The organism is Luteococcus sediminum, assembly GCF_054783495.1.
The window spans coordinates 255,867-268,248 of sequence record NZ_BAAGQL010000005.1; the positions used below are offsets into that span (position 1 = coordinate 255,867).

Annotated in this window: 12 protein-coding genes; 5 read left to right on the forward strand and 7 right to left on the reverse strand. The window is 65.9% G+C overall.

The window, feature by feature from the left end:
• Nucleotides 1–25 precede the first annotated feature (25 nt).
• Entirely contained in the window at nt 26–148 is a 123-nt protein-coding gene (locus ACYVKA_RS03870) for a hypothetical protein (RefSeq protein WP_394275999.1), read from the reverse strand.
• A 299-nt stretch (nt 149–447) separates the two neighbouring features.
• Nucleotides 448–1,128 (reverse strand): Crp/Fnr family transcriptional regulator, encoded by a 681-nt coding sequence (locus tag ACYVKA_RS03875; protein WP_394275998.1) that lies wholly within the window; start codon nt 1,126–1,128, stop codon nt 448–450.
• Nucleotides 1,129–1,290: 162 nt separating this feature from the next.
• On the opposite strand from ACYVKA_RS03875, the gene ACYVKA_RS03880 reads away from it, so the two are divergent.
• The 4 genes from ACYVKA_RS03880 to ACYVKA_RS03895 all read left to right on the forward strand — a co-directional run bounded on the left by ACYVKA_RS03880 (nt 1,291) and on the right by ACYVKA_RS03895 (nt 5,072).
• A complete protein-coding gene (locus tag ACYVKA_RS03880) occupies nt 1,291–1,524 on the forward strand; it encodes a heavy-metal-associated domain-containing protein (protein ID WP_394275997.1) in 234 nt (77 codons plus the stop codon).
• Between the two features lie 137 nt (nt 1,525–1,661).
• Nucleotides 1,662–3,662, forward strand: a complete 2,001-nt coding sequence (locus ACYVKA_RS03885; RefSeq protein ID WP_460703111.1) for a heavy metal translocating P-type ATPase — start codon at nt 1,662–1,664, stop codon at nt 3,660–3,662.
• 354 nt (nt 3,663–4,016) lie between these two features.
• The gene (locus ACYVKA_RS03890) at nt 4,017–4,340 is read left to right on the forward strand and encodes a hypothetical protein (protein WP_460703113.1); all 324 of its coding nucleotides are present in this window, start codon (nt 4,017–4,019) and stop codon (nt 4,338–4,340) included.
• A 336-nt stretch (nt 4,341–4,676) separates the two neighbouring features.
• Nucleotides 4,677–5,072 carry a hypothetical protein gene (locus ACYVKA_RS03895; RefSeq protein ID WP_460703115.1) on the forward strand — a complete coding sequence of 132 codons (396 nt, stop codon included), beginning with the start codon at nt 4,677–4,679 and terminating at the stop codon, nt 5,070–5,072.
• Between the two features lie 51 nt (nt 5,073–5,123).
• Here the strand turns inward: ACYVKA_RS03895 and ACYVKA_RS03900 are convergent.
• The 3 genes from ACYVKA_RS03900 to ACYVKA_RS03910 form a co-directional block, all read right to left on the reverse strand.
• Nucleotides 5,124–6,358, reverse strand: a protein-coding gene (locus tag ACYVKA_RS03900; RefSeq protein ID WP_460703207.1) for an IS3 family transposase whose coding sequence is annotated in 2 segments (ribosomal slippage) — nt 5,124–6,049 and nt 6,049–6,358 — 1,236 coding nt in all. Because the reading frame shifts where the segments join, the coding sequence is not laid out codon by codon here.
• Between the two features lie 497 nt (nt 6,359–6,855).
• Nucleotides 6,856–7,779, reverse strand: a complete 924-nt coding sequence (locus ACYVKA_RS03905) for a DUF1963 domain-containing protein (RefSeq protein WP_460703116.1) — start codon at nt 7,777–7,779, stop codon at nt 6,856–6,858.
• A 78-nt stretch (nt 7,780–7,857) separates the two neighbouring features.
• The gene (locus tag ACYVKA_RS03910) at nt 7,858–8,865 is read right to left on the reverse strand and encodes a hypothetical protein (RefSeq protein WP_460703119.1); all 1,008 of its coding nucleotides are present in this window, start codon (nt 8,863–8,865) and stop codon (nt 7,858–7,860) included.
• 843 nt (nt 8,866–9,708) lie between these two features.
• On the opposite strand from ACYVKA_RS03910, the gene ACYVKA_RS03915 reads away from it, so the two are divergent.
• Nucleotides 9,709–9,930, forward strand: a complete 222-nt coding sequence (locus ACYVKA_RS03915) for a hypothetical protein (RefSeq protein WP_460703121.1) — start codon at nt 9,709–9,711, stop codon at nt 9,928–9,930.
• 42 nt (nt 9,931–9,972) lie between these two features.
• Here ACYVKA_RS03915 and ACYVKA_RS03920 read toward each other — a convergent pair whose 3' ends face one another.
• Nucleotides 9,973–10,830, reverse strand: a complete 858-nt coding sequence (locus tag ACYVKA_RS03920; RefSeq protein ID WP_460703123.1) for a hypothetical protein — start codon at nt 10,828–10,830, stop codon at nt 9,973–9,975.
• Nucleotides 10,831–11,000: 170 nt separating this feature from the next.
• Entirely contained in the window at nt 11,001–12,308 is a 1,308-nt protein-coding gene (locus tag ACYVKA_RS03925) for an ISL3 family transposase (RefSeq protein ID WP_460703209.1), read from the reverse strand.
• Between the last annotated feature and the right edge of the window lie 74 nt (nt 12,309–12,382).

Sequence of the window (12,382 nt, forward strand, 5' to 3'; positions counted from 1 at the left end):
GGTGGGGCCGGCGAGGAAGGCGGCGTCACCCTCGTAGGGGGTGTAGTCGCTGGATGAAGTCGCGCACGTCGATGGCCTCCTGCCACGGGCCGGCGGTGCAGCCCTCCCACTCGACTGCCTTCTCGACCAGTGGCGATGACGTGTCCATCTCTGCGCTTACCCTCTTCCAACGTGGTGAATGGGATCCAACCCGGACGACGATAGGACCCTCTTTCAAGTGGCGAATCGCGGGGGTGCTTGTTGGTGTGAAGGGTGCAGGGTGTATACGGCGGGCCTCGTGAACAGGAGCGGAAACGGCTGCACCGCTTGCCAGGAGGAAATCCCGGCGGCTCTCGGGGGTTGGAGCGACCCCCGCGACACTCCCCTGACACCCGGAACGTGTCGAGCTGCGGCACGCGCCGGTGGGGAATTTCACCCGTCGTGACGGAGTGCCCCCGCAGCGGCCTATCAGGGCGCGGCGACGCGTTCGAGGGCGTCGATGTCGAGGATGGTGACGTCCCGCCGCCCGTGCAGCTCGATGACGCCCGACGCGGAGAGCGCGGCGAGGCGTCGGCTCAGTGTCTCTGGCGTGGTGCCCAGGTAGGCGGCGACCTCCTGCTTGGCCATCGGCAGCCGCACGCTCGGCAGGCCGTCTCGCATGCTGCCGGGAAGGTCCAGGAGGTAGGCGGCGACGCGGACGCCGACGTCGTGGGAGGTAATCGCGGCCAGTAGTCGCTCGACCGACGACAGCCGGTCGGAAAGGGTTCGCAACATGGCCTGGCTGATGTCGGGATAAGCGCGCAGCAGGGCGGCGAGGTCGGCATGGTCGAAGACGCACATCTGGCTGTCCTCGAGTGCGGTGACCAGCTCGTTCGAACGGTGACCGGTCAGGAAGGCGCGGTCTCCCACCACATCGCCGTCGGTCACCGTGCGCAGGATCTGCTCCTGTCCGTTGGCGGCCGTGCGGCTGACCTTGAGCTGTCCGCGGTGCATGACCAGCACGCGCGGGACCTGGTCTCCGGGACCGTAGACCATCTCGCCCTTGTCCACGCGCAGCGGGTGGGCGAACTCGGCGACGTGCAGCTGCTGGTCGTGGGTGAGTCCTTTGAAGATCGGGACGCGAGTGACACACAAATCGTTCGCAGGCATGACCCGAAGGCTACCGGAGCCGGCATCGGGGGCACCGTCGCAGCCTCTGGCAAGGGAATTTCCAGCCGCGCAGCCGGTACTTGACCTGCGTCAAGGAGTTCCGGGCGGCAAAAACCTAGCGTGAGGGTCGTCAAGAAGTAACCGTCACGAAAGGAAGAGCCAATGACCACCTCCACCACCACCCACACCGTTCTTCGGGCGGAAGGATTCTCCTGCCCCTCCTGCGTTTCCAAGATTGAGAAGCAGGTCGGCCGTCTCAAGGGCGTCGAGAGCGTGAAGGTCCACTTCGCCTCTGCCCGCATCGAGGTCTCCCATGACGGGGACAGCGTCTCCGTCGACGATCTCGTCGCCGCCGTTGCCAAGGCCGGTTACAAGGCCGCCCCTTCGGCCTTCTGAGGACGCCGCGGCCGGTGCGCATTCCGCCCGGCCGCATTTCATCCGTGCCGGTTCTTCGGCACAGATCCCAAAAAGGCACGAAGCCCAAGAATCAACAAGCCCAAGAATCAACAAGCCCAGAAAGGACGTGGGCGAAAATGAACAAGTTCCACAGATGGGTTCACGGGAACTGGTCGGTTCCCGTCACCTCCGGCGCGCTCATCGCCATCTCCTTCGCCATCAAGTGGCTGGGCGAAGGGGCGGCCAACATCCGCGTCGGCCCCCAGTGGTGGCTCGACGCCGGAGCCCACGCCACCCACACCGGCGGGGCCTTCACCCTCGGTGACGTCTTCATGCTCGCTGCCGCCGTGGTGGCGGGCTACGGCATCGCGGCGAAGGCCATCCGGGCGCTGACCGCCAGGGTGGTCGGCATCGACCTGCTCGTGTCGGTCGCCGCGATCGGTGCCGTCATCGTCGGCAACTTCTGGGAGGCCGCGGCAGTCACCTTCCTGTTCGCGATCGGGCACGCGCTGGAGGCCGCGACGCTGAACAAGACGCGCTCGGCACTGGCCGAACTCGTCGCCGTCGCCCCCGACTCCGCAGTCGTCATGCGCGACGGTGAGCAGCAGGAGATTCCTGCCGGGCAGGTGCGGACGGGCGAGGTCGTCCTGGTCAAGAACGGCGCGAAGGTGCCGGTGGACGGCACGGTCGTCGCCGGCACCGGGGCCCTCGACGAGGCCTCCATCACCGGCGAGTCGATCCCGGTGGAGAAGACCGAGGGCGACGAGGTCTTCGCCGGGACCGTCTCCCGCGGCGGCTTCCTGCAGGTGGTGGCCACCGGCATCGGTGCCGACACCACCCTGGCCCGCATCATCCACCGGGTGGAGGAGGCCCAGGACGCGAAGGCGAAGACCCAGGCCTTCATCGACCGCTTCTCCCGCTGGTACACGCCCGCGGTGATGGTGCTGGCACTGGTGGCCGGGTTGGTCTCCGGTGATGTGGTCCTGGCCCTGACGCTGCTGGTCATCGGCTGCCCGGGTGCCCTGGTGATCTCCATCCCGGTGGCGATCGTGGCCGGCATCGGTCGTGCTGCCCGCAACGGCATCCTGATCAAGGGTGGCGAGTACCTGGAGACCTCCGCGAAGATCTCCGCCGTCGCCGTCGACAAGACCGGCACCCTCACCGAGGGACGTCCCGAGCTGACCGACGTCGTCGTCCTGGATCTTGCGCTGGATCGCCGCGAGGTGCTGCGCTGGGCGGCGGCCGCCGAGAGCGGATCGGAGCATCCGCTGGCCCGTCCCATCCTGGAGACCGCCCACGCCGAGGGGGTTGGCCCGCAGGGTGTCCCCGGTGCCGTCACCCCGGTGCCCGGGAAGGGCATCGTGTCCGAGGTCGATGGCCGTCGGGTGCTGATCGGCAACGCGCCGCTGCTGGAGCAGTACGGCATCGCCGAGACGGCCGAGGCGAGCCGCGCCGCCCAGGGCCTGGCCGCCGCTGGCAGGACTCCGATGATCGTGGCCGTCGACGACACGGCGATCGGCGTCGTCGCCGTGGCCGACCAGATCCGGCAGGATGCGCCCGAGATGGTCTCCCGTCTGCACCGGGCCGGCGTCGAGAAGGTGGTCATGCTCACCGGCGACACCCGGCTGGTGGCCGAGGCCGTCGGGAAGGCCACCGGCATCGACGAGATCCACGCCTCCCTGCTTCCCGAGGACAAGCTGGACGTGGTCACGCAGCTGCAGCGCGCCGGTCACACTGTCGCCATGGTCGGCGACGGCGTCAACGACGCCCCGGCCCTGGCCACCGCGAACATCGGTGTGGCCATGGGAGCGGCCGGCTCGGCGGTGGCCGTGGAGACCGCGGACATCGCCCTCATGGGAGACAACCTGCTCAAGCTGCCGGAGGGCATCGGTCTGGCCAAGCGGACCGTCTCGGTGATGCGACAGAACATCGCGATCGCCCTTGTCACCGTCGTGCTGCTGCTGGCAGGCGTCTTCGCCGGCGGGGTGACCATGTCGGTCGGCATGCTCGTCCACGAGGCCTCCGTGCTGGTGGTCATCGTCAACGCGATGCGCCTGCTGCGCAAGACCGCAGAGTCCACTGCGACGCCAAGGAGCGGAAGGACGAGCACACGGGCGGCGCAGCTGGTGAACGCCTGAGACCAAATCGTCCGGGGCAGTATGTGGGCATTGAGCCCGCTACTGCCCCGGACGTGGTTGGTGCGAAGGATGGACGGAGACGGCCCGGAGTCCGGAGAATGGACCTGGAGGTGGCCTTCGAAGTGCTGGGGTTGGTGTCCACCGGGGGGCGCAGCCGCCACTCCTGTCACCATCCACCAAATCAAACCCGCACCGAGTCAATCCCTGCTGCTCGGCGTGGGTATATGAAGTGGGTCCGGCAAGGACCCGAGAGAACGTCACCAGGTCGGGTGCTGCCGGTACGGGCTGTGGTGGCGACGGGCTCGCAACGCAATCCGGGTGCCGGGAACGGTCGGAACTCGAAGGCTGCAGCGCATGGTGAAGTGGGAGGGCGGACCAACGTGGCCTGCACGTGAGTACCCGGCCGAGGATCGCCAGATCCGGTTCTTCTTCGATCACGGCCACCCGTGGCCCCTGAGGGAGAACCACATGGACGAGTACGCCATGACGCCCGAGGACCATGGCCTCTCCCCCGAGCTCGTCAACCTGCTGCGGCGATGCGGTGTGCTGTGGGAGTGCGTGGACTTCGACGGGCGGTTCGACCCGCCTGAAGTCAAGACGCAGTACGAGGAGGCCTGCACGCAAGCCGTGAAGGAGTTGCGAGCGGAGGTCTACCCGATCAAGGTCAAGCGGGAGTAGACGGAGTCGACAAGGGACCAAGGTTCCTGAACCTGATGTCTTGTCCGCGTCCGAGCCATGCCGCCGTGCCTGGTGAGTGAGCCGTCCCAACTGATGCGGGTCCGCAGGTCATGGGCGCGGTGACCTTCCCGGTCTGGCAAGGCTCAGCGCCACCCTGGAGACCGCCGGGTGCCCGCGAGAGGTGGTGCGGCTACTCGCGAACCCCACCGGTTTGGGCTGTACCCCCAGCTTGCTCTGCGGGTCGACCCCCGGAGCGAGGGCCACCGCGCCACTCCAATCCTGTCGAGTCGCTGGGTTCGTGAGTCTCTTGGAGCTGCGACCTGCGATTCTGTTTGGGTGACCGAAGGGAATGAGGCCAGCACTGAAGAGGGGACCGCTCCCCCGGGCCGGGGATGGCGGCGCCGTTGGGTTGGCAATGTGATTGGTGCCTTGGTGGTCTTGGCCATCACACTGGGCGTCTTGGCTCTGGGAGACCTACATGACTCCCGCGACTACTCTGCACAAGGTGGCCGCACTGACCACGTCGGCGGCGAGTTCGATGACTTGTTCACGGTCTGCCGAGACCCCCAGGGCAAGATCTTCAAGGTGTACGCGTACAACGGGGGCGAGGATGAGGACGTAGCCCGCTGCGAGGCTCAGGGAGGGAAGCTCTACAACGACGGATGGACCAAGGACAGCATGTCGATGATGTGTGTGGTCGGCAGTCAAATGGCTTGGTGGTCCGATCGATGACCTGGTAGGCACCGGGCCTTCGCCCCGGATCGTGGACACGGTGGTGGTTGATTACGCTGCGGTTGGCAGCGTAGCGGCCCGGCAGGCCTCATAGGTGTTCGGGGACAGGTAGCCGCACCAGGAATGGCGGCGGCGAGTGTTGTAGCGGGTGACCCAGCGAAAGACCTGACGGCGACACAACTGCGGCCCAGCGAACGTGGTCTGCCCGGCGAGGAGTTCGCGTTGGAGGGTGGCGTTGAACGACTCGGCCAGACTGTTGTCGGAGCTCGTCCCCACGGCCCCCATCGACTGGGTCATCCCGAGACCCTTGCAGAGTTTGGCGTAGGCCTTCGACGTGTAGACCGACCCATGGTCACTGTGAAAGATCGCACCCCGGAGACTGCCCCGCTCGGCATGGGCGGCTTTCAGCGCGTCTTCGACCAGTTCGGTGCGCATGTGGTCCGCGACCGCCCAACCGGCCAGCGTGCGGGAGTAGCAGTCGATCACCGTCGCCAGGTACAGGTTCCCGCCACCAGCCAGTGGCAGGTAGGTGATGTCACCGACGTAACGCTGGTTCGGCTTCTCTGCGGTGAAGTCCCGCTGCAGCAGGTCACCGAACTTCTCATCGGCCGGTTCCGGGACAGTGGTGCGAACCCTGCGACGCAGCCGGATCCCCGCCAGCTGGTGGGCACGCATCACCCTGGCGACGCGCTTGTGGTTGACACGATCCTCGCGGGCGGCGCCGTCGTTCAGTTCGACGGTCACCCGCGGCGCCCCGTAGGCCGGGTCCCCACCAGCTTTCGGGTCCTGCACGGCGCAGATCCGTGCAGCCAGGACAGCGTCGGCCTCGGCGCGCTGCCGGCGGGCCGGGCCGGCTTTCTGCCAGGCATAGAACGCCGAGCGGGACAGCTCCAACACCTGGCACAACCGCTTCACCTGATAGGTGGTCTGGTGGTCGGCGACGAACCAGAAGCGGTTGGCCAGCTCGTCTCCCCGGCGAAATAATGGGCCGCCTTGCCCAGGATGTCGCGCTCGGTCTCCACCCGGGCCTTGTCCGCCCGCAACCGGGCATTCTCGGCCTCCAGCCGGGCAATCCTCGCTACTGGTGACTCACCGGAAGGGGGCGTGGCTGGGGTCGGTCCGTCGTTGGTGCGGACACCGTTGACCAAGTCCTTGACCCACAACGACAGGGTCCCGCGGGAGACGCCCAACTCCCCAGCGATCTGCTTCAACGTCGCACCGGGCGTGGTCTCGTACAAGTCAACGGCCTGCTGACGAAACTCCATCGAGTAGAACTTCTGGGCCATGGTGATGATCATCTCGCTTCCTCCAGCCCATGCTGGATTCCACGTGTCCACAACCCGGGGTCAAGCCCCACCGACACATGCTGCCGCAGCTTGCAAGCAAAGGGGACGCCCTGGACCTGACGGCTCAGGGCGTCCCCTTCTTCTACGTGACCGGTGGTGGTGGGGTGCGATGGGGTGCGCGCAGGGAGCGAAGCGACCGGAGCGCGGGGCCCTGCCGCGGGGCCCCGCTGCCTCCGGTCACGTGCGCCGAAGGCGCCATGAGTCAGTAGGGAAAGTTCTCACGACTCGTGGAGGTGCGTGACATCACTCTCATCCCTGTGGTGCACGTGATCTTGTCGCCCTTCCCTTGCAGAGGCATCGATGGTGGGTCGGGCGGGATGGGGTGGTCAGCATGGCTCAGGCCGAGATCAAGTCTCGTGGTCGTGCTGGGGCTGCGACGGTGAGGGCGGGTGATCCGTTGGTGGGAGCAGCACCCAAGGATCGACCCACCGGCGTCCTCAGTCGGTGCGGACGAGGCACCACGCCCGGTCGAAGGCGCCGGCTTCCAGGTCGGATCGTCGCATCCAGACCTCCAACGAGCCGGCGTCGCCGAACCATCCGGCCAGCGACGTCCAAGACTCGATCTCGACGACCAGCAGGTGCTCGTCATCCTCGGCCAACGGGAGCCCGAGGGCGAGGATCTCATCTGCTACCGCCTTCCCGTGCGACGGGTGGCCACCCACGTGTGACGTGGGGACGGGGTGCTGCGGCGCACGCTGGAAACGTTGCACCAACCAGTCGAGCTGCCACTGCTCATAGGCGTCGAGGTAGCGCTCTGCATCCGTGCCGGGCGCGACGGCTGCCACGTCCTCCCACGAACGAAGCGAGAATCCCGGCAAAGCCATAACTTGCTGGCACACCGGCTCCGGCGGCTCGCCACCCTCGACGAGCTCGTGCGACGTGGGGTCATCCACCCAGCGCACCAGCCAGCCGTTGAGTTCGGCATCGCCTGGCTCGAAACCCCAGGTCGTCAGGTCATGGAAGACCTCGAGCGATCCGGTCGTGGGGAGCAGGGGGAACACCTTCGCCGGAGGAACCTGCACACCGGCCCAGCTCGCGACACCTTCCTCGTCGACGATCCCCCGGGCCTCGGCCAAGGAGATCGACGCGACATGCGTCAATGGACGACCAGACCTGTCCGAGGGCCAAGCCCCCACCGCGATTGCGGGGCCACCGAACCACGAGGAGACGATGCCCCCCTGCCACAGCTCGCGAAGCTCGCCGTCGCCGGGGTCGAAGGACTGCTCACTCAGCATCGGTGTGAGCACCGGCGCTGCCACTGCAGGGTCCACTCCCGATTTCTGCATCCAGAGGAGGACCTGCGGCAGCATGCTGTGGATCGGCGTGCGGATGTCGGGAATCTCGGGCTCGGTCAAACTCATCGTCCACCCTCCAAGAGTGATGTTGTCGGTCGTGATGGGTGGCCCGCCCAGCGATGGTCGGGCCACCCGAGGTGGTACTCAGATCTTGACACCGCAGTGGCGAAGCAGGTTCACGCCGACCCGGTGCTGGGTGGAGAAGCTCTGCCCCTGGACCCACTGGCGCATGGTCTGGTTGCTGGCAGCTTTCGCACCGAAGCTCCGCACCCCCTTGCGAGCCATCCAAGAATTCACACACTTCTGGTGGACCGCCCGGGGGATCTGAACCATGTTGTTGCGGTTGTGAATCCAGTATGGGTTGAACCCCCGCTTGGCGATCGTGGACTGCTCAACGATATGGTGCCACTGATAGCCGGCGCGCGGCGCGCCAGCGGCTGCCTTGAAGCGGGCAAAGGAAGCGAACCCTCCGCGCGTGGTGGCGGACGCGCCGACACGAATCGCCTGCGTGACGAAGGCTCGGGCGACGTGGGGCGCGAGTGCCCGGGCGGCAGCACCCAGAGCAATAGCGATGATCGGCAATGGGTCCGAGACGACGGGGAAGACGGCGCCCGTCGTGTCGACGTGCTGCACCACAACCCCCGCCGAATCGACCGTCAGCTCCGTGGGCAGGGGGTTACCCGCCGCGTCGACAGCCCAAGGCTTCTGGAAGCCCCCCACGACCACCTTTCCATCGGGAACATCGGGGCTGCTGTCCCCCAGCACCTCTGCTGGAGCCTCATTCTCTGCCAGCTCTGCTTGGTCGACCAGAGCCGATTCCGGGAGTGTCGCTGCAAGGACCTCCGCAGCTTCGGCCTCACCCAGGCCTGGCTCTGCATCCCGAACCATCGCGAGCGTTCCATCCGTGAGGGTGACCACATCAATTCCCTCAGGAAGGGTGACTTTGTAGGCGTACTCGTGTAGGGGGCTGTCGGAGTAGGATTGTTCCGCCACGTTGAGGATTCGTGCCACATCCCCCTCCACTGGCTCGACGACATGCATGAGCCCCTCTCGCTCGGACTGGACGAGCGCGCTGCCAGACTCATCCAGCCTCGGGTCTCCGACGGCATCGGAGATCTCGACGGTCAGGGAGGAGTCGTCACCGAGAGACATGGAGACGCCCTCGGCACTGATCGACACTTCACCGTTTGCGCTGATCAGCGTCTCGCCATCCCCCGCAACGGACTCTCGCGGCTGGTATTGGCCGGTGTTGAGGACGGCAGACTCCGCTGCTTGGATGACGGAGGTATCGATCGTGGAACCGGGCTCGTCTGCGCGTGCTGGCGTACTCGCTAGCGGGCTGAGCATCAAGGTGCCCACGAGGGCGGTAGCAAGTAACCTATGGCTTCGCGACGGGAACATCATGACCCTTTCAGGTGGTGGGGACACGCAGCTGGGAAGCGCACAGGCGAAGAAGGACGATACGAGTCGCTGGGGCACGGGTGACAGGGTGCCAGTGAGGCCTCTGAATCCCTGCGCAGCAAAGGAATCACGAACTTCTGAAGGAGTCAAGAGTTCCGCGCGAAAGTCTCACAGGACTAATCGGAGAGCTCCCGGGAGGCGAATGAACCACCCAGGGCCCCACTGGCCCCGGGTGCCCCGAAACCCCGAACGTGGGGGGCGGGGATCCACCCTTCGCTTGGTCGACAGCCCTCTAGGTGGGTGGGCAACCGGAGTCCCTCCGAAGCGTCCGACCACAAGCCCGCCGGACCATCACGCGGACCACCAGGGCGCAATCAATCACCACTGCCTCCACGGCCCTGACCGAAGGCCCAGCCAACCGTAGAACCAGAGCGTGCAACGACACTCGGCGACGCACAATCCTGCCACAACCATTATGGGTGAGCGAGCATCAGGGCGCTCAGATGCGGGGCGCAGGCACCGATTAGCCACTCAGACAAGGAAACCTCCTGCCCCACCTCCATCGCCCTACGACTCCTCGCCGACTGCGCCCAGATGTATGCCCGCACCGACGACCACGGGAAACGGCTGGCCAACCAAGCCTTCTACCACCGCATCCTCATCACCGAAGACGAAAAAGCGGCGATCCAGCTCAACGAGCCGTTCGCCGCCCTCGCACCCACATCAACCGATGTCAGGTGTTCCAGTACATCCAATCTGGTGGAGCATAGGGGATTCGAACCCCTGACCTTCTCATTGCGAAGGCAAAAGGGGTAGTCAGAGCCACCATTTCATGCGTTTCACGCGGTGAATCCGACATCAGTGAGACGCACAGGCTGCGCCACCGGGGTGCGCCGGGGGTGCGTCTGGTTCACGTCGATGCTCTTGCCAAGCTAACGGCGGTGGACTTGAGACTCCACGGCCCAGCGATTCCCGCCGCGTGAGCCAGTCCTGGCGCCGAGCACCGACAGCCTCCAGGGTCATCGGATATACCAAGCGCATGCCACCGTAGGCCGACAGACCGTGAGGAAGCACCTCGTCCAAACCCGCCGAGGCCCTAGGGACCGCCACTGCACAAAGTTCGACAAGCGCAAGGTCCAGAGCGTACAGATCAAGGACATCACTTCCGAAGTACAGGACACCCGCCCCCGGAAAGAACGAGCGCAACGTCCTCGAACGTCCACCCGGTCCTCCGGGTTCGTCAGAGATTTCGACGACCGACAGACCGTGGACGATCCACCAGGCAGACACTGACATCCAGTCCTCGGCGAAGATGGCGTCAATTCGCTCATCAAAGTGTTCCAACGAGTCGCGCAGCGTGGAGACGTTGAGGAGCGGAGAGGATTCACTCACCCCCAACAAGGACCGCAGCTCCTCCCCGCGACGAGTCGCCCGACTCACAGCCTCCCCCTTCGTGAGTCCGCTATGTGCGCGCACCCCCGTGGGCTTCAGGATCCGAGAGATGACGATGCACGCAAAGAGCGCGGCTTGCAGATCGGCAAGCACCTGGAAATCGTCTACGGGCGTCCTCGGGTCGGAAGCGCGCAGCCAAGCGCGTTCCATGGCAGATGACGCGATCTCCGCCTGCCTAGCTAGCTCGGCCAGAAACACGCGAGCAGGCATCTGCTGCGTGCCCTCTTCAGTTGAATGCACCAGGGACATCACCGGGATCGTCACGCGCCCAGCGTACGGGCAAGCGAGGACCGGCCCGCAGCGTAGCGAGGACACGGACCGGAGCTTGCCCGTACGCCGGGCGTCGCGGCGAAGCCGCGCCTTGATTCACAAGAGGTCAATTCAGCAGCGATCAGGCGAGCGAAACCTGGGGAGACTGCAAGGAATGCGGCTCTTCACAATCCAGGGTGTAGATCGGGTCTGAACCCGCCGGCCTCAAGCAGGGACCTGGCGATGTAGTGGGTGAGGTTGCGGAAGCCCAGGGCGGTGCCGCGTAGGTGTTCGAGGCGGCCGTTGATCGCTTCTGTGGGGCCGTTGCTGGAACCTTGGTGGTCGAAGAACGCCAGGACGTCATATCGGCGCTTGGCCAGGGTCCGGCCGAGCTTGCAGACCTCGACCAGGGCGCTGGGAACTGCGGTGCCGATCGCCTCGATCAGCCGGGTCATGCCCTTCTTGCCCTCCTTGCGGCTGGTGGCGCGGTAGGCCGAGATCATCCGCTGATAGACACCCCAAGTGACCTCGACCTCAACGTGGCGATCATCAGCGAACAACGCATCCAATCGGCGTTGTTGCTTGTCAGTAAGTAGATCAGCGCCGGTATGAAGCGTTCGCCGTGCTTGGTAGAGCGGATGGTGCTTGCGCCCCCGACTGCCATGGAGTTCGACCTGGACCCGACGTCGGCAGACGTCGAGGGCATCTCCCGCGAGGCGGATCACATGGAAGGGGTCCATCACCGTCACCGCTTTGGGGAGTTCTTCGGCGGCGGCGGTCTTGGAGCCGGTGAACCCGTCCATCGCCACGATCCGGATCCCATCTCTCCAGGTCTGGGGTTGTTCGGCGAGCCAGGTCTTGAACGCCTGTTTGGAGCGGCCTTCGACCATCGCCAACAACCGGCTCGGGCACGTGCCAGTGGAGACCGGGGTGAGGTCGATGACCACGGTGACGTACTTGTCGCCGCGGCGGGTGTGGCGCCACACGTGCTCATCAACGCCGACCACTGTGACGCCGGTGAGGCGGCCGGGCTTGTCGATCAGCCGTCGCTGTCCTTCGGCGAGGACCGCAGTGTTGGCGGTGTTCCACGCCACCCCGAGCGCGGCGGCGATGCGGGTCATGGACAGGTGGTTGACCACCAGCGCTTCCAGTGCCCACCGCAGTGCGCCGCGTGACAAGCAGGAACGCGGCTGCGCCGCGCTCGACAGGTCTTGCAGCCAGACATGCCCGCAACCGGTGCACTGGTAGCGGCGCAGCCGGACCCGCAATATGGTGGGGCGCCAACCGAACGAGACATGCGCCAGGTCCCGGACCACGCTGTCACGCGGCTGGCCGTGGCAGCCGCAGCGGTGGCACCAGTCATCAGGCTCGACCGGGCGACACAACAGGACCGCGCGCTTGCCGGTGAGGTGCTGACCGATGACGGCCAGGCCGAGGTCGTCGAGGCAGCAAAACGTGGTCAGATCAGGGGTGGTGAAGGTAGCGTTGTCCATGTCGAGGTCTTTGGCGATGGCTGTGTAGGAACTTCCATCATCCAAGGACCTCGATCCCTGTCACCACCAGGGTC